The sequence below is a fragment of the Deefgea tanakiae genome (assembly GCF_019665765.1).
GTDB classification, from domain to species: domain Bacteria; phylum Pseudomonadota; class Gammaproteobacteria; order Burkholderiales; family Chitinibacteraceae; genus Deefgea; species Deefgea tanakiae.
On sequence record NZ_CP081150.1, the window covers coordinates 2,031,215 to 2,049,898 of the forward strand.

Annotated in this window: 15 protein-coding genes; 10 read left to right on the top strand and 5 right to left on the bottom strand. The window is 47.6% G+C overall.

The features are described 5' to 3' along the window. Window positions 1–157: 157 nt before the first annotated feature. The 5 genes from purB (at window position 158) to K4H28_RS09600 (ending at window position 5,621) form a co-directional block, all read left to right on the top strand. Complete coding sequence (gene purB / locus K4H28_RS09580) at window positions 158–1,528, top strand: adenylosuccinate lyase (RefSeq protein WP_221004988.1); 1,371 nt, start codon at window positions 158–160, stop codon at window positions 1,526–1,528. Between the two features lie 57 nt (window positions 1,529–1,585). Then, a complete protein-coding gene (locus K4H28_RS09585; RefSeq protein ID WP_221004989.1) occupies window positions 1,586–3,040 on the top strand; it encodes a YdgA family protein in 1,455 nt (484 codons plus the stop codon). A gap of 79 nt (window positions 3,041–3,119) precedes the next feature. Beyond that, entirely contained in the window at window positions 3,120–4,256 is a 1,137-nt protein-coding gene (earP, locus tag K4H28_RS09590; protein WP_221004990.1) for an elongation factor P maturation arginine rhamnosyltransferase EarP, read from the top strand. Between the two features lie 199 nt (window positions 4,257–4,455). Then, window positions 4,456–5,019, top strand: a complete 564-nt coding sequence (locus tag K4H28_RS09595; RefSeq protein ID WP_221008013.1) for an elongation factor P — start codon at window positions 4,456–4,458, stop codon at window positions 5,017–5,019. Window positions 5,020–5,162: 143 nt separating this feature from the next. Next, window positions 5,163–5,621, top strand: coding sequence for a DoxX family protein (locus K4H28_RS09600; RefSeq protein ID WP_221004991.1), 459 nt, complete (start codon window positions 5,163–5,165; stop codon window positions 5,619–5,621). Between the two features lie 155 nt (window positions 5,622–5,776). Here the strand turns inward: K4H28_RS09600 and K4H28_RS09605 are convergent, their stop codons facing one another. From K4H28_RS09605 to K4H28_RS09625, 5 genes are all read right to left on the bottom strand, one after another. Beyond that, window positions 5,777–6,082 carry an immunity 53 family protein gene (locus tag K4H28_RS09605; protein ID WP_221004992.1) on the bottom strand — a complete coding sequence of 102 codons (306 nt, stop codon included), beginning with the start codon at window positions 6,080–6,082 and terminating at the stop codon, window positions 5,777–5,779. 139 nt (window positions 6,083–6,221) lie between these two features. Beyond that, on the bottom strand, window positions 6,222–8,222 hold the full coding sequence (gene tkt / locus K4H28_RS09610) for a transketolase (protein ID WP_221004993.1): 2,001 nt from the start codon (window positions 8,220–8,222) through the stop codon (window positions 6,222–6,224). 323 nt (window positions 8,223–8,545) lie between these two features. After that, on the bottom strand, window positions 8,546–10,273 hold the full coding sequence (locus K4H28_RS09615; RefSeq protein ID WP_221004994.1) for a PHA/PHB synthase family protein: 1,728 nt from the start codon (window positions 10,271–10,273) through the stop codon (window positions 8,546–8,548). A gap of 170 nt (window positions 10,274–10,443) precedes the next feature. After that, a complete protein-coding gene (gene murU, locus K4H28_RS09620; protein ID WP_221004995.1) occupies window positions 10,444–11,148 on the bottom strand; it encodes an N-acetylmuramate alpha-1-phosphate uridylyltransferase MurU in 705 nt (234 codons plus the stop codon). Between the two features lie 116 nt (window positions 11,149–11,264). Continuing rightward, window positions 11,265–12,257, bottom strand: coding sequence for an aminoglycoside phosphotransferase family protein (locus K4H28_RS09625; protein WP_221004996.1), 993 nt, complete (start codon window positions 12,255–12,257; stop codon window positions 11,265–11,267). A 102-nt stretch (window positions 12,258–12,359) separates the two neighbouring features. On the opposite strand from K4H28_RS09625, the gene K4H28_RS09630 reads away from it, so the two are divergent. The 5 genes from K4H28_RS09630 (at window position 12,360) to K4H28_RS09650 (ending at window position 18,575) form a co-directional block, all read left to right on the top strand. Next, window positions 12,360–14,531: an LPS-assembly protein LptD gene (locus K4H28_RS09630; protein ID WP_221004997.1), complete on the top strand. Its 2,172-nt coding sequence runs from the start codon at window positions 12,360–12,362 to the stop codon at window positions 14,529–14,531. 12 nt (window positions 14,532–14,543) lie between these two features. Beyond that, complete coding sequence (locus K4H28_RS09635) at window positions 14,544–15,833, top strand: peptidylprolyl isomerase (RefSeq protein ID WP_255573490.1); 1,290 nt, start codon at window positions 14,544–14,546, stop codon at window positions 15,831–15,833. Next, window positions 15,833–16,831, top strand: coding sequence for a 4-hydroxythreonine-4-phosphate dehydrogenase PdxA (gene pdxA, locus K4H28_RS09640; protein ID WP_221004998.1), 999 nt, complete (start codon window positions 15,833–15,835; stop codon window positions 16,829–16,831). The genes K4H28_RS09635 and pdxA overlap by 1 nt, the downstream gene beginning before the upstream one ends. A gap of 115 nt (window positions 16,832–16,946) precedes the next feature. Beyond that, a complete protein-coding gene (gene rsmA, locus K4H28_RS09645; RefSeq protein ID WP_221004999.1) occupies window positions 16,947–17,732 on the top strand; it encodes a 16S rRNA (adenine(1518)-N(6)/adenine(1519)-N(6))-dimethyltransferase RsmA in 786 nt (261 codons plus the stop codon). A 102-nt stretch (window positions 17,733–17,834) separates the two neighbouring features. Continuing rightward, entirely contained in the window at window positions 17,835–18,575 is a 741-nt protein-coding gene (locus tag K4H28_RS09650) for an amino acid ABC transporter ATP-binding protein (RefSeq protein WP_221008015.1), read from the top strand. Window positions 18,576–18,684 lie beyond the last annotated feature (109 nt).

The following is an 18,684-nucleotide window of genomic DNA, read 5'->3' on the forward strand; positions in this document are numbered from 1 at the left end:
TCTGAAATGCGCTGCTGTCACGAATCGAATTTCAGGTGTGCATTGTGCCAACAGTTTAAGCGGCCCAATTGACGACACGCGTGGCTGTGAGGCGATGCGCGCAGTGTGTTAGAATCTGCGCTTTGATTGAGTTAAGACCTACGGACGGGTTGGCATTATGGAACTTTCAGCACTTACCGCGCTTTCGCCGCTAGACGGCCGCTACGAAAAACAATTGGCCGATTTACGTGCCCACTTCAGTGAGTATGCGCTGATTAAAAACCGCGTAACGGTTGAAGTGGCATGGCTGAAAGCCCTCGCCAGCGACGCTGCGCTTGAAGACATCAAACCATTTTCAGCAGCGACAATTGCTGAACTTGATGCGGTGGTGAGCCAGTTCAATACTGAACACGCACTCGAAGTAAAAACGATTGAACGCACCACCAATCACGACGTAAAAGCAGTTGAATACTGGCTGAAAGAACGCCTTTCGGGCAACGCCGAAGTGTCTGCCGCCAGCGAATTTATTCACTTTGCCTGCACTTCTGAAGACATCAATAACTTGTCACATGCATTGATGCTTAAAGGCGCGCGTGAAGGCGTGATGTTGCCAAAACTCTCAGAAATCATCACCAAACTCAAAGAGTTGGCACACGAATTGGCCGACGCGCCGATGATGAGCCGCACGCACGGCCAACCGGCAACGCCAACGACGATGGGCAAAGAAATGGCCAACGTCGCTTTCCGTCTAGAACGTCAACTCGCACGTATTTCTGAAGTTGAACTGCTCGGCAAAATCAATGGCGCAGTGGGCAACTACAACGCACACTTATCGGCTTACCCTGGCTTTGATTGGGAAGGTTTCTGCCAACGCTTTGTAGAAAGCCTCGGTATTAGTTTTAATCCGTACACGATCCAAATTGAACCGCACGATTATATGAGCGAGTTGTACGATGACTTTGCGCGTGCCAATACGATTTTGGTCGATATGAACCGTGATATCTGGGGCTATATCTCTCTAGGCTTCTTCAAGCAACGTGTGAACAAAAACGAAGTCGGTTCTTCGACGATGCCACATAAAGTGAATCCAATCGACTTTGAAAATTCCGAAGGTAACCTCGGTATGGCCAATGCCGTTTTGATTCACTTGAGCCAAAAGCTGCCTGTTTCACGCTGGCAGCGCGACCTGACCGACTCGACCGTATTGCGTAATATGGGCGTGGGTTTGGGCTACACCTTGCTCGGTTACGTGGCGGCACTCAAAGGTTTGAACAAATTGATGGCTAATCGCGAAGCGATGGCAGCAGATTTGAACAACAACTGGGAAGTCTTGGCTGAACCAATTCAAACCGTAATGCGCCGTTACGGTGTACCTAATCCATACGAGCAACTCAAAGAGTTGACGCGTGGCAAAACCGGTATCACCAAAGAAGCGTTGGCCGTGTTTATTGATGGCTTGGCGATCCCACAAGATGCCAAAGACCGCCTCAAAGCACTGACGCCAGCGACTTACCTCGGTACTGCCGAGGAACTTGCTCGCCGTATTTAAGTCTGTTGTTGTACTAGAGTGGGCTCACGCCCACTTATCGTCTTAAAGGATTTCACAGTGAAACGTAAAGTTGTTTTGGCCAGCAGCATCACCTTCGTCGCCCTTGCTATTGCATACGTCGGAGGCAGCTATTTTGCCGGCCAAGCCGTCGAAAAAACCATGCAAAAACAGCATGAATGGCTCAGTAACTTACCTTACTTCATTGTGAAATCTCACAACTACCAACGTGGCTGGTTTAGTTCAACCGAAACCACGACATTGCAAGTGCGCCCTGAGCTTTATCGCTTCTTGCTCGAAAAAGAAGGTCAGCCACTCCAAAAGTTTGAAGTGACGTATACCAATCACATCAAACACGGCCCACTGCCTTTATTGAGCAAATTTAATCTTCTACCGTATAAAGCTGCGGTCAATACAGAATTTGTCTTTTCAGCCGATACCCAGAAGTTTTTAGCTAAATTTTTTGGTGAACAAAAACCCATTACCATCGAAAACCGCATCAGTTTTAACGATGATGGTATCGTCAAATTATCCGTACCTAGCTTTGAATACGAAGAGGCCCTTTCTGGCATCAAAGCGCATTGGAAAGGCCTTGATGCAACATTAGATTACGGCGGCGACTTTAATCGCGTCACACTGCTTGCAAATGCACCGGGCATCACTGGCGAAGCCAAAACTAAAGGCCAATTTGCACTGACCGACTTCAGCCTAAAAATGCAGCAAGTGCGTGGCACTAGCGGTATTATGATCGGCAGCACAGAAGCCAAAATCGGCAAACTTGATTTGCAGCTGATTGAAGGCACGCCGATTAAGCTCAACTTAGAAAACCTCGCTTATGCTGGAGATATCAAAGAAGCGGGCGAATTTATCAATGGCAGCGCCAAAATTGATCTCGCCAAGCTCATTCTAGATGGGCAAGCCTATGGCCCCGCCGTATTAATTGCTGAAGCCAATCACTTGCATGGCAAAACACTGGCCAAAATTGGCGATGAACTCACGATCATCCAAAAACAAAATCTAGATAGCGAGCAACTCACGGCAGCATTGACCAACTTAGCCAAAACACACGGCCTGCCTTTATTGCAAAACGATCCCCAACTGGCGATCAAAAAACTCGAAGTCAAATTACCCGATGGCAAAATCCACTTTACTGGCGAAGTCGGCCTCAAAGGCTTTGTAGCCGCCGATTTGGATAAACCCGTTGATTTGGTCAACAAGATTTCAGCGAAAGCCGATTTTGCAGTGCCACGCAAAGTGGTCGAAACTTTAGCCCTGTGGCAAGCTCGCAATGTATTTGGCGGGCCAGATACGCAAGTTGATATGGATTCTTTGGATTTCTTAGCAGGGCAATTTGTTGAAGGCCAAATTAATAAACTCGCTGAACAAAATCTGATTCGAGTCGAAGGCAAATTACTCGCCACCACGGCATCCCTCAATAAAGGCATCTTTATTTTAAATGGCATTAAAGTGCCATTGCCTTGGGAAACACCAGCGACAGCCAGCGAAGCACAGTAAGTACAATCTGCTTCACGACCAAGGTCTCGATTTACTCGGGGCCTTTTTTATTGAAACCCACTGATAAACAGGCTTGAACGTGCAGACATGGAGCATTTTTTGCCGCGTAGTTGATAATTTTGGCGATATCGGCGTCTGCTGGCGTTTGGCGCGGCAACTCGCGCACGAGCACCCGCTTAGAATCACCTTGTGGGTAGATGACCTTGCCATCTTTGCCAAAATTCGTGCCGAAATCAATCCAAATCTCGCCGAACAAAAACTCGAATCCGTCACGATTCGGCATTGGTCAGAACAGTGGTCTGCAGACATTCAGGCCAACGATGTGGTGATTGAAACCTTTGCTTGCGATTTACCGACGGCCTACATTGAGCAGATGCGTAGCAGCACCACGCCACCGATTTGGATCAACCTCGACTACCTCAGTGCGGAAGACTGGGTCAGCGGCTGCCACGGCCTACCCTCGCCGCAACAAGGCCTCAGTAAATACTTTTTCTTCCCAGGCTTTAATGATAAAACCGGCGGACTGATCGGCGAGCAATCTATGCGCCAACAACGCAGAGCTTGGCAATCTGCAGATGCAAAACAATTGCGTCAACAACTCGCTCCGAAGCGCCCAGCAGAGACCGCAGACACGCAATACATTTCGCTGTTTGCTTATGAAAATTCGGCGCTTAATGCTTGGTTACACCGATTAAAAGACAGCCCCAACCCGATCCATCTCTTTGTGCCGCAAGGTAGGGTATTGCCTCAAATAACACAATTATTTATGCAAGCAGAGCTACACGCTGGAGAGGTATATCAGTACGGTGCGGTGACGATTTCAATCTTGCCGATGTTGCCGCAAGATCAATACGATCAACTGCTCTGGAGTTGCGATCTCAATTTTGTACGCGGCGAAGACTCATTTGTGCGCGCGCAATGGGCAGGTCTACCCATGGTCTGGCAGATTTATCCGCAATCAGAAGATACTCATCTCGAAAAACTCGTTGCTTTTTTGCAGCTCTATCTAGCTGACCTGCCCGACGAGCTCGCACAAGCGCTACGTGATTTTTATTACACGTGGAATCAAGGCGGCGACATTGCGCAAAGTTGGACAATCCTCAATACCGAGCGTGAAGTTTTGCGGCAACATGCTAAAAATTGGGCTTTACGACTAGCGGCGCAGGGAGATCTTGCGACTAATCTGGTCAAGTTCACCCAATCCAAGTTAAAATAGTCAATTGTGTCGAGCGCGTTTTAAAAGTACTGATAAGTTAGTAGCAAAAGATCGGCAAAGCGTAACGTCAAGCACGGTCCTAAAAGTACAGTGGGACCAAACAACGCTTTGGATGTATTTTGCATTAATGCTTACAAAATCGCCGCACTCTTAAAACCCGTTCTATTTAATCCGCATTTAGGTATGTAAAAACATGGCAATCAAAACTGCACACGAAGTTCGCTCTGGTAACGTAATCTTGGTTGATGGCCAACCTTTGGTCGTACAAAAAACTGAGTTCTCAAAATCAGGCCGTAACTCTTCAGTAGTGAAAATCAAATCGAAAGGTTTGTTGACAGGCTCTGGCTCTGAAGTCGTTTATAAATCAGACGACAAACTCGAAGTTGTGACTTTAGAAAAACTCGATTGCACCTACTCTTACTTCGCTGACCCAATGTTCATTTTCATGGACGCTGAGTTTAACCAACACGACGTTGAAGCCGACAACTTGGGCGACACACGTGGTTTGATCGTTGACGGCATGGAAGACCAATGCCAAGTGACTTTCTACGATGGCAAAGCAATTTCTGTTGAATTGCCAACAGTTGTAGTTCGTGAAGTTGAATACACTGAGCCAGCAGTTCGCGGCGACACTTCAGGCAAAGTCATGAAGCCAGCAAAATTGAAAGGCACTGACTTTGAATTGCCAGTGGCTGCGTTCATCGAAATCGGCGACAAAATCGAGATCGACACGCGCACCAACGAATTCAAAAAACGCGCTTAATCTGCGATTTGAATAAAAAAGCCACCGATATTTCGGTGGCTTTTTTGTTGCCCCTAAAAATTTAGTTATTTAGTTAAACCACCATGTAAGAACTGAATCTATTCACCGACTATAGTCATTACTTACTCACTAGGAACTGTCTCATGTCGCCCAAAGTTTTGCTCAACGCGCTGATCTCGGCCAAGCCTCTCAATGCGCTAGCCCCTGTCGCTGACTTACTTTTGCGCTTGTACGTGAGCAAAGTTTTCTTTCTTTCGGGTCTGACAAAAATTCAAGACTGGGAAACGACAGTGTTTTTATTTACCGAAGAATATCGAACACCTTTTTTACCGCCACTGATTGCTGCGATGGGCGGCACGGCTGCGGAGCTGATTTTACCCGTGTTGCTCACGCTCGGACTACTAACACGCCTGTCTGCCTTGGGCCTTTTTGCTGTCAACATTGTGGCTCTAGTGTCGTACTACCATGTATTGCATGAGATTCCAGCGGCTTTACAAGATCATCTAGAGTGGGGCTTAATGTTATTAGTGATTGCTAGTCTTTCTTGCGGCCGATGGGGTCTGGATACGCGCATTGCGCGCAAGAACAAATTTAATGAATGAGAGAACACTATAAAAACAATTCGCTACTACGATTGCCTTATTACTCATCAGTCATGGCTATGTCCCTGCTGCAGCCAATTAGTAATGCATCGAAAAAATTAGCACACTACAGTTCTGAATTTTCTTTAACATAACCCACGGTTCTACGAATCGTATTAAGTGCGGCCTACTCGCTCTGCCCAGTTCAGAAAAATAATTAAAACCTCTTCAAGATTTCTAGCGCCACAAGCACCGATGAACTTCACTCCATCCGATTTGCAGCTTACCCAATCAAGCTCATCGTCACGCTGCTCTCGCTGAAACTCTTCAAAAGGAACGCAATATAAATTAGTCTCAGTCAGATCAATCTTAACGATCCAACCAGGATTGTCGATATTTTCTATAGTGATTCCATAAGAGTGCTCCCAATCTTCGTTGCACTGCGATGCATACCACTCTTGAACTCTTTGAATCGTATTCATAAAATTTCGTTCTCTATTTTCCAGATCTAAGATAACACGCGCTAACACACAAACTAACACTTAAATTTGAACACCACTCTAAAAATTATCCCCAATAAAAAAGCGCCCGAAGGCGCTTTTTTATTGGGGCTGGAAAAACTTATTTCACCAATGCTTTCGCACGAGCTACTACGTTTTCTACCGTGAAACCAAAGTGTTTGAAGAGCAATGGCGCTGGTGCTGATTCGCCGAAGGTATCGATACCGATGACATCACCTTCGAGACCCACATATTTACGCCAGAAGTCGCTCGTTGCAGCTTCAACTGCCAAGCGTGGCACGCCAGCTGGCAATACTGATGCTTTGTAAGCAGCGTCTTGTTTGTCAAACACATTGGTGCTTGGCATTGAAACCACGCGCACTGCAGTACCTGCAGCATTGAGTTCTGCTGCCGCTTTCACCGCCAAATCCACTTCAGAACCCGTTGCGATAATCACAACTTGCGGATTCGCTGCATCAACGAGTACATAGCCACCTTTGGCGATATCAGCCAATTGTTGCTCAGTACGGGTTTGGAATTGCAAGTTTTGACGTGTGAACACCAATGAACTTGGCGAAGTACGTTCGCCAATTGCGGCAGCCCAAGCCACAACCGATTCAACGGTATCCGCAGGACGCCATGTGTTCATGTTCGGGATGCAACGCAAGGTTTGCATTTGTTCTACTGGCTGATGCGTTGGGCCGTCTTCACCCAAACCAATTGAATCGTGCGTGTAAACGAAGATGTTGTTGGTTTTCATCAACGCTGACATACGCAATGCATTCAAAGCGTATTCGCAGAACATCAAGAACGTGCCGCCGAATGGACGGAAACCACCATGCAACACGATACCGTTCATGATGTGGCTCATACCGAACTCACGCACACCGTAGCTGATGTGGTTACCAGAGATTTGGCCATCAACCACTTTCAAGCTCGTAGAGCCTTTCCAGTTGGTCAAGTTTGAACCCGTCAAGTCAGCAGAACCGCCGAGCATTTCTGGCAATTGTGGGCACAAGGCCGACAAAGCGTTTTGGCTGGCTTTACGTGTTGCAATCGTTTCTGCTTTGCTGTTTGCATCCGCAACGGCTGCTTTTACGATGTCGTTCCAGTTTGCTGGCAAATCGCCTTTCATACGGCGAGTAAATTCAGCAGCTTCAGCTGGGAATTGCGCGCTGTATTTAGCAAACAAGGTGTTCCATTCAGCTTCAAACGCAGCACCAGCGGCTTTGCGATCCCAACCAGCGTACACATCAGCAGGGATTTCAAACGGTGCGTATGGCCAGCCAATGGCTTCGCGAGTTGCTGCGATCTCTGCATCGCCCAATGGTGCGCCGTGGCAATCATGGCTGGCTGCTTTGTTTGGCGAACCTTTACCGATGATGGTTTTGCAGCAGATCAATGTTGGTTTGTTGGTTTCAGCTTTAGCCGCATCGATCGCTGCGTTCAATGCATCAACGTCATGACCATCAACGCCAGCAATCACATGCCAGCCGTAGGCTTCAAAACGTTTTGGCGTGTCATCTGTAAACCAGCCTTCAACGTGGCCATCAATAGAGATGCCGTTGTCGTCCCAGAACGCAACCAATTTGCCCAAGCCCAAAGTACCTGCCAATGAGCAAGCTTCGTGCGAAATACCTTCCATCAAGCAGCCGTCACCCATGAATACATAAGTGTGGTGATCAACGATGTCTAGACCTGGTTTGTTAAATTGCGCAGCCAGCAGTTTTTCTGCCAAAGCAAAACCCACTGCATTGGTGATACCTTGACCAAGAGGGCCAGTCGTTGTTTCTACACCTGGCGTGTAATGAACTTCTGGGTGGCCAGGGGTTTTTGAATGGAATTGACGGAAGTTTTTGATGTCTTCAATCGATACATCAAAGCCTGTGAGATGCAACAAAGCATATTGCAGCATCGAGCCATGGCCGTTTGACAACACGAAACGGTCGCGGTTAGCCCAAGCGGTGTTTTGTGGATTGAAGCGCATTTTGCCGCCCCACAAAGCCAAACCAATTTCAGCCATTCCCATTGGCGCGCCTGGGTGGCCTGAATTGGCTTTTTGCACAGCATCCATTGCCAGTGCACGAATTGCATTTGCTAAATCAGTACGCGTTGCTGCCATCACAGTTTCCTCAGATTTAAATTGTGCGCTTCATGCGCAAACTTGATTAAAACCACAACTTCAGTAGCGAGAATAATTACTCGCCACCGTCAAAATACTTGCTGCCCCTACATAAAAAGGAATAGTAGTAACGGCACAAAAGTTTTCCAGTAAGGCGAAAAGTCGCAGGCAGTACAAATCGTACTGCAAGACGAAGCAACGCTACTGGAGAACTTTTGTCTTACTACCTAACAGACACGCCAGCATTGTACTCATGCTGGCGCATCTATGATATTGCTTTGGCGCAAAGCTCAGTGCTTCAGACCAAATTTTATTGCCTTGTCTTATTCCAACACATAAGTGCCCGGTGCTAGGCAGAGCTTAGGGTTGGCTCGGCTCGACAATTTCGGTTTCACTTGCTCACCCGAATATGGTTTAAGCCATTCAATCCAATTCGGCCACCATGAGCCTGCGACCTGCGTTTTGCTGGCGAGCCAATCTTCGGGCGACTCTTTGGCATTCGGCGTGCCCTGCCAAAAGCTGCGTTTGGATTTGGGCCCAGGTGGATTAATAATGCCGATGATGTGACCCGACGTCGATAAGGTGAACGTCACCGGCGAGGCGACGCGATCCACCAGAGTAAAGGTTTGTTTCCACGGTGCGATATGGTCTTCTTCGGCACTGACCATATAAATCGGCTGCGTGATTTTACCCAAGTCGATTGGCTGACCGGCAATGGTAAGCGCATCAGGCTGAATCATTTTATTGTGCCAATACAATTCGCGCAGATAGGTGTGGTGCATCTTCTTCGGCATGCGTGTGGTATCCATATTCCAATACAGCACATCAAACGCCATCGGCGTTTCGCCCATTAGATAATTGCTGGCCCAGTAGTTCCACACCAAGCTATTGCTGCGCAGCATGCGGAAGCTGGCGGCCATATCTTTGCCATCGAGATAACCTTTGCGCTCCATGATGGCATCGATGTAATCAAGGCCGTCTTCGTCGATAAAGACTTCAATGTCACCAGGACGTTCAAAGTCGGTGAGCGTGGTCAGCAAAGTGGTCGAGGCAACAGGAACTTGCTCTGGATTTTGCCGATTGGCCCAAGCGAGATACAAACTCACCAAAGTACCACCAATGCAATAACCCAATAAATTGACTTTATCGCTGCCCGAGATTTCGCGGGCGACATCGATGATTTTCGCGATACCTTCAGTCAAATAATCATCCATGCCGACTTCGGCCATCGACGCATCTGGATTTTTCCAGCTCGTCACAAACACAGAAAAACCTTGGTCGACTAAATATTTGATAATGCTTTTTTGTGGGTTTAAATCGAGAACGTAATATTTATTAATCCAAGGCGACACTAAAACCAAAGGTACTTTATGGACTGTTGGGGTATTACTCTCGTAGTGAATTACTTCAAGGAGTTTACCCCTATACACCACCGCACCTTCGGTGGTCGCTAGGTTTTCACCGACAGTGAACGCGGACAAATCAGTCATAGCGATATCGCCTGCGGCTTTATCGCGCTTAAAGTTTTCCCAGCCTTGCAGCAAGCTCTCGCCGTGCGTGGTCATTGCTTTGGCAATGGCCGTTGGATTGGTGAGTAGAAAATTGGTGGGAGCTAATGCATTGAGGTATTGACGCAACCAAAATGCCGCTTTACTCCGCTCTTGCTCGGTCAAACTCGGCGTTGCGTACAAGGAATCTTGCAACCAGCGGGTATTGAGTAGGTAGTGTTCTTTGATGCTGTCCCAGTAAGGGGAATCACACCAGATCGGATCGGTAAAGCGCGGGTCTTCTGGATTGGGAGGAATACAATCGGTATCGGGCTCGCCCAAATAGCGACGCATGGTACAAGCTTGAACCCGCACACAATCATTCAAATACTGACTAAGCGCATCATTGAGATCCTGCGGGTGCATCAACCACGCTTGATAAGCTTTGCTGGTGGTGGCCAAAAGACCAAATGGATCAAAGGCTTGGCGCAGTTGGTGCTTCAGTGCTTGGTTGCGCTCAGCTTGACCGATAAAAAATTGTTCAAACACTGATGATTCAGACATAAGACTTCCCCAATCGTGATGATCAACCTTTAATTTACGTTGCAACGCAACAAAAAACAAGCATCCTTTTCCCTAGTCCACCAAGGAAATTACGCTTGGAATCAACGCGTGCAGTCTAGTAAATCAAAATCACAGATCAATGAGGCGTGCTATGTCTACGCAAAACGAGATTAACTGGTAAGGGCTTGGCGCTCTGCCATCAATCGGCGCGCAAATTCGAGACGCTCAACGGTGCCCACATCAAGCCATTCCCCCGTATAACACTCGCCTGTCACCTGCCCCGCCGCCATCGCTTTGAGTAAACAAGGCAATAAAGGCATTGGCGCATCGCTGGGTACATCGGCAAAAAAAGCAGGATGATAAGCGGCTAGGCCACAAAACGTATACGGCGTGTCGTTCTCACCACAAGGTCGCACAAGGCCATCGCGCAAGGTCAAATCTCGCCCCGTTGGGTAACCTGCTTTGGGCACGACAATCAAATGCGCCAGCGCGCTATTAACACTCAATTGATTGGCAGCAGTTGCTAAACGTGCAAAATCAAAATCGGTAAATACATCGCCATTCACCACCAAAAATGGCGCATCTCCCAAGAGCGGCAAGGCGCGAGCAATGCCAGCAGCCGTTTCTAAGGCACTGGTTTCGGGTGAATATTGAATCTGTACACCATAGGCGGCACCGTCTTGCAAGGTCGATTCGATTTGAGTACCCAGCCAAGCGTGATTGATAACGACTTCGCTCAAACCAGCAGCAGCTAAACGGCGCAAATGCCAGCCAATCAAAGGCGTTCCGCCCACGTCGAGCAAGGGTTTAGGTGTCGCATCCGTCAAAGGCCGCATCCGTTCGCCACGACCTGCAGCTAGAATCATTGCTTTCATTGCTGTTAACTCAAAAAGAAAGGCGCAATATGGCGCACAAAAACAAAGGGTATTGCCATGTAGCAGATACTTATTAAGTACTACGTGGCAATACCCATATCCAATAATCAATTCAATTAAAACGTAAAGCCAGTTTCGATTTTTTCACCATTCAAATTCACCAGCAAACGACCCAGCGGTGTTAGCTCGCTATAGCGCAAGCATACTTGGCGAACATAGTGAAATACGCGCGGGATATCGGCTTGGTACTGCGGCTTGTTATCACGGAATTTCAAACGCGCAAACAGGCCGAGAATTTTCAAGTGGCGTTGCAAACCGGCCATTTCAAACGCCAGATAGAAATCGCCGAAATCTTCGTGCACAGGCAGTCCAGCTGCGCGGGCTTGTTCCCAATAACGAATAACTAAGTCCAAGACAAAAGTCTCGCCCCATTCTACATACGCATCGCGCAGTAATGACACCAAGTCATACGCAATCGGGCCTTTAACGGCGTCCTGGAAATCAATCAAACGTAACGCATCGTTTTGTACCAAGAGATTGCGCGAATGGAAATCGCGGTGCATAAACACTGTCGGTTGGCTCAATACTTGTTGCGTAATCAAGGCGCATGAACGCTCCCAAGTTGCCAGTTCTTTCCCTGTGAGGGTCACACCAAATTGCTGGCCAAAATACCATTCCAGACAAATATTGAGTTCACGTTGAATGAACTCAGCATCAAACTTCGGCAACTCGTCATCAGACGTATTGGCTTGTAGCTCAACCAGTAATTTGATTGCGCGCAGATACCAAGCCTTCGCCGTCTCTTCGCTCAATAAACTCGCCAAAGTCACATCGCCCAAATCTTCAAGTACTACAAAGCCCTGCGCTAGATCTTGTTCATACACGGCAGGTACAGGCATTTCCGCGCCGGATAATTGCTGCTGACGCGCTAAAAATGGGGCGCAATCAAACACCGCCGGATCAAAATCCATCACGATGACACTGAAATCGGCAAACGTTGCGCGCCAATATTGGCGCACACTGGCATCCGTAGCTGCCAAAACGAGGGAGTGTGGCGCAATGCCACGGACTTGCTGTAACCAATTGGAAAGCTGTTCGCTGCGATTCATCTGATGTTTAGGCCTTATTTACAACGTTTGTTAAGAATAATTCGGGCGTTTACTGCTAGAATCACCCAATTCTATCAAAGTAATGACAAAAGCCACATGCAGGTGCGCAATTCTCCTCCGTATCAAATCAAGATCGTTGCCCTTTCCTTGGCTATTTTGCCAATGTTTGCCGTGGCCGCAGCGACGACTGCCCCCGTTGAACCGCCCGTTTTTATTGAGTCGGATGAAGCCAGCGTTCAAGAAGGAAAATTTGCAGAAGCGCGCGGTAATGTCGTGATCAAACGTGGTGACGTCACCGTCGATGCCGATTGGGTCAAAAATGACTTTACGACCGATCAGATTCTTGCGGGTGACAAAGTCAAAATGGTGCAAGCGGGCGACACGCTGCAAGGCACGACGCTGAATATGACGATGCAAACGCGCATCGGCGATATGGACAACCCAATCTATCACATGGCCGAAGGCCGAGTGCGTGGCGATGGCGTAAAAGTTTTATTTGGCGGCAAAGACAAATACAAAATCCAAGACGGCCGCTTAACCACGTGTATCGATGGCAATGACGATTGGTATTTACATGCCAAAGAGCTCGATCTGGATTACACAACCAATTACGGTCAAGCTTGGCATGGCTGGGCAGAATTTAAAGGTGTGCCGTTTTTCTACTACCCATGGGTTGATTTCCCCCTCGATGGCGGGCGAAAAACCGGCTTTTTGATGCCTTCATTTGGTTATAGCAACAAGAATGGTCTGCAATACACGCAGCCCTTTTACTGGAATATAGCCCCGAATTACGATGCGACAATTACCCCTAGTTATTACGGTAACCGAGGCGTGATGCTTGGCGGCGAATTTCGTTACTTGCAACCTGACTATGCAGGGATTATTCGTGCAGCAGGCATCCGCGATAATGAAACAGAAACGGATCGCTATGGCGTCTATTTCCAACATAACCAAGCATTAAGCGATCGTCTGTCGCTTAGTTTAAATTACCAAAAAGTCTCTGATGCCAATTACTTCATTGATTTTTCTGATTCATTAGCTGGTGCGTCACAGGTCAATTTACCGCAAGAAGCCTTACTCAATTACAACGGCGATTTTTGGTCGACTCACCTACGGGTTCAGCGCTACCAAACCTTGCAAACACCAAGCAATCCTGTTGATGTACCTTACTGGCGGATGCCGCAGTGGTACTTCAGTGCTGCGCCTGAAGTTGGCTATGGGCTAGAAACCCGTATTAGCGGTGAAATCACCCGCTTTGTGAACGACACCAAAGTCCAAGGTGACCGAGCTTGGATTAATCCAAGTATCAGCCTACCACTGGCCAATAGCTATGCTTTCATCACGCCACGCCTGAGCCTACAAGCTAATACCTACCGTTCAGAAACTGCGAGCGGACAAAATTTAGGCAATGAATCGCTAGTGGTGCCAATGGCAAGCATTGATTCAGGCTTATTTTTTGAGCGTGAAGGAGAATTGTTTGGCTCTGGGATTGTCCAAACACTTGAACCGCGCATTTTTTATCTGTACGCACCCTATAAGTCGCAGGCCAATATCCCGAACTACGATTCGGCACTGGCCGCACTGTCTTGGTCGCAATTGTTTGCAGAAAATAAATTTACCGGCCGCGATCGTGTGAATGATGCCAATAATCTGACGCTAGCAGTGAGTTCGCGTATTTTTGATGACGCCACAGGCGCAGAACGCTTTTCACTGGGTGTAGGACAGCAATTTTATCTCACATCGCCAAAAGTCAGTTTATCTGGATTAGACAATGCCGAAGAAGAAAAGAATTCAAATCTTTTTTTCACTGTTGGCAGCCAACTTCCCAATAACGTGAATGTAAATTACCTATTGCAGCAGGATTTAAACGCCAGCAGAACCATCAACTCAGAAGTGAATATAAACTGGACTCCCAGCGAATTTAAAACGCTGAATCTGCGCTATGTGAGTAATCAACCCTCCGAGATTGAGCAAGTTTCTGCCTCTGGACAATGGCCGCTTGGGAACGGTTGGTTTGCAGTAGGCCGCTACAACTATTCACTGAAAGACAGCAAATCACTAGAGACGATTGCTGGGCTTGAATATAATGCTGGCTGCTGGGCGCTGCGTTTTGCCGCTCAACGATACATCACCACCGATAACACGTTTAAAACAAACTATTTTGCTGTTTTAGAATTAGGCGGTTTAGCGGGCATCGGGATGAACCCGATCAATTTATTGAAGCAATCCATTCCTGGTTATGCCGACACATACCGCTCTCCAAAACTTCGTTAAAGGCACGACCGTATGAAGAATATGCATTTGCTGCGCACAGCAACACTCACCCTGACCCTATTAAGCAGTTCGCTGATGGCGGAAATTATTACAGCCGATCGCGTCATTGCCGTCGTGAATCGCAATGCCATCACCCAAGTTGAGCTCCAGCAAAAAATGAATACGGTTCGCGAGAATCTTGCGAAGCAAAGCGTGAAAGCACCACCCAATGAGGTACTTCTGCAGCAAGTACTCGATCGAATGATTATTGACCAGATTCAAATTCAGTTTGCACAGCAGACCGGAATTCGGATTGATGATAATCAACTCGAAAACGCCATCAATCGCATCGCCGCACAAAATCAAATGTCGCTACCTGAGTTTCGCAAAAAGCTAGAAGAAACCGGTATGAACTGGCGTGGCTTTCGTGAGCAAATTCGTCAAGATATGTTGTTAGGACGATTAAAAGAACGAGAAATCGACAACAAAGTGGTCGTCACCGAATCAGAGATTGATGATTACTTAAAACTAGCTGCCAATAAAGCGCAGATGGAATACGATTTAGCGCAAATTTTTATCCCACTGCCAGAAAATGCCAATCCAGACCAAATTCAGGAGCGTCGTATCAAGATTCAAGCTGCGCGTAAGGAGCTGGAAGCCGGGACTTCATTTGCCAGTGTAGCCGCTAGTTTTTCGGCCGATAAAAATGCCAACAATGGCGGTGCACTCGGCTGGCGCCCTGCCGGCTCTTTGCCACCAGCATTTACTTCACTACTTGATAAGCTAGAGGCTGGCGGTCTAACTGATATCGTGCGCAGCCCTGCTGGTTTCCATATTTTCAAATTGCTCGACAAACGTAGCCAGCAGGAACAAGTCGTGGTTGAGCAAACCAATGCGCGCCACATTCTGATTCGCAGCAATGAGATTACCTCAACTACCGATGCGAAACAAAAGCTAAGCCAACTTCGTATTCGCCTCGTTAATGGCGAAAAATTTGAAGACCTTGCCAAAGCGTTTTCTGATGATGCAACAGCGCCCAAAGGTGGCGATTTAGGTTGGCTCAATCCAGGAGAAACCGTACCCGAATTTGAAAAAGCAATGAACGCACTCAAAATCGGTGAAATTAGCACGGTAATCCAAAGCCCATTTGGCTTTCACCTAATCCGCGTTGATGGACGCCGTAAACAAGACGTTACCCTAGAGCGTGCTCGTTTTAAAATTCGCAGTGAATTAAAACAGCGTAAAGCGGAAGAACAATACGATGATTGGATTCGTCAACTGCGTGATCGCGCGCACGTTGAAATCCGCCTGAAGGACGAATAATGCAAAGACCATTGGCGATCACCACTGGCGAACCTGCAGGTATTGGCCCAGAGTTATCAATTCAATTAGCTCAGAGCAATATACGCAATCCGATTGTTTTATTGGCTGATCGCCAATTATTAATTGAGCGCGCAGACTGTGTTGGCGTGAGTGCCGCCGATGTAGCGGCATGGCCTGATTATGAAGTAGGCTGCGATGCGCTAATTTCCGTTTTAGATATACCGATGGGCGCGCCTTGCGTGGCGGGCGAATTGAATCCAAACAATGCCGCCTATGTACTCGCCTTGCTGGACCGAGCAATTGATGGCTGTGTCAGCGGTGAATTTGGCGCCATGGTGACCGCGCCATTGCATAAAGGCGTCATCAACGATGCCAAGCTGGGTGGGTATTTCTCTGGGCACACCGAATATCTTGCCGAGCGAACTAATACCCAGCAAGTAGTCATGATGCTGGCGGGGCAATACGGCCACGAGCAGAAAATGATGCGCGTAGCATTAGCAACCACACATCTGCCACTCAAAGACGTTGCCAATGCCATCACAGCAGAATCACTAGAGACCACATTAAGAATTTTGCATCAAGACCTGCAGCAACAATTTGGCTTGTCCAATCCCAAAATCATTGTCGCTGGACTAAATCCGCACGCGGGTGAAAGTGGCCATATGGGGCGGGAAGAAATAGACGTCATCATTCCAGTGCTCAATCAATTGCGCGCTCAAGGCATGCAATTGATCGGACCACTTCCTGCCGACACCTTATTTAATCCACCGATTTTGGCACAAGGTGATGCCGTGCTGGCGATGTATCACGACCAAGGTTTGCCCGTTTTAAAATTTGCCACCTTTGGTGCAGGCATCAATATCACTTTAGGTTTGCCGATTATTCGCACCTCAGTCGATCATGGCACCGCATTAGATTTAGCTGGCACCGGCCAAGCCGAAGTCGGCAGCCTCATCTCCGCCACGCAATTAGCTGCCACACTCGCCGCACACACCTAAACCCGCGCCGCTACGTTGTGTTTCGAATCGACCAACGGAAAAAGCACGCGGCGTGACTGCTTTACAATAGCGAAATCACTCGCTTTATTTATTCTCTTAGAGAATCAGGATTTTCATGGCACATATTCCCCGTAAACGCTTTGGGCAAAACTTTTTACAAGACCAAGGCGTCATTGCCGGCATTATCAATGCAGTTGACCCGCAAGCAGGCGATGTCATCGTTGAAATTGGTCCCGGCCTTGCCGCGCTCACGACACCATTACTAGCGCGGGTGCCGCAGCTCAATGTCGTTGAAATTGACCGCGATATTGTCAGCCATTTATCTGGTATTTATCCGCCCGAGCGCCTTGTGATTCACAACGCGGATGCGCTAAATTTTGATTTTGGCGCGCTTGCCCGTGAAATTGCACCGGGTGGTCGCATCAAATTAGTCGGCAATCTACCGTACAATATTTCAACGCCTTTATTATTCCATCTAGCGACCTTTGCTGACGTCATTTACGACATGCACTTCATGCTGCAAAAAGAAGTCGTCGAACGCATGGTCGCAGAGCCAAGCACCACCGATTACGGTCGTCTCTCCATCATGCTGCAGTACCGCTATTTGATGGATCACATCATCGATGTACCACCAGAATCTTTTGATCCGCCACCGAAAGTCGATTCCGCCGTTGTGCGTATGGTGCCCTACGATGTCTTGCCTTACCCAGCAAAAAATGAAGACCACTTGCGTAAACTCGTTTTGGCGGCTTTTGCTCAACGTAGAAAAACACTGCGCAATAATCTGAAAGGCATCGCCAACGATCAAGTGCTGGCTGATTTAGGCATCGACCCAAGCTGCCGACCAGAAAATGTCACCGTGGCGCAATACGTTGCACTTAGTAATGCATTAGCGAGTTAGGGTCTGTTGACGATCCTAAATAGACCCTAGGGATTTCCCCGCTAGGCTGATGTTCATTCTCCACACAAAATAACAGGCTTACTAATGAATGCTGATGTGACCATGATTCGCTTCCAAAACGTCAATAAATGGTATGGCCGCGACCACCATGTTTTAAAAAATCTCAATCTTGAGGTGAAACAAGGTGAAGTTGTGGTCGTCTGTGGACCATCAGGATCGGGAAAATCAACGCTCATTCGTACCATTAATCAGCTTGAAGCAATTAATGATGGCGAAATTTGGGTCGATGGAATTCAAGCCAATAGCACCAAAACCAATATCAATAAATTACGTGAAGAAGTCGGGTTCGTCTTCCAGCATTTCAACTTGTACCCGCATTTGTCGGTCCTTGAGAACATTACCTTAGCACCGATCAACGTAAAAAAAATCGCGCCTGCCGAAGCAAACAAACAAGCACTTGAATTGCTTGAGCGTGTGGGTTTGGCCAATAAAAAAGATGCTTACCCCAGCAATCTTTCCGGTGGCCAACAGCAACGGGTGGCGATTGCACGTGGTTTAGCGATGAATCCACGTGTCATGCTGTTTGATGAGCCAACTAGCGCACTCGATCCAGAGATGGTCGGTGAAGTACTTAGCGTGATGAAGCAACTGGCAGAGTCAGGCATGACGATGATGGTGGTCACCCACGAAATGGGCTTTGCCCGCGAAGTAGCGGATCGTGTCATTTTCCTTGATCACGGTGAAATCATTGAAGACACAATGCCAGAGAGTTTCTTCACCAATCCACAATCTGATCGCGCTAAACAATTCTTGCGCCAAATTTTGGCGCCTATGCACCAATAAGTCAGCGAGTTTGATTTACATAATAAAAAAGATGACCCTAGGTCATCTTTTTTATTGCATAGGTATCTCAATAAAGGCCATTAAAAATAATACCTAGAAAGCAATACCT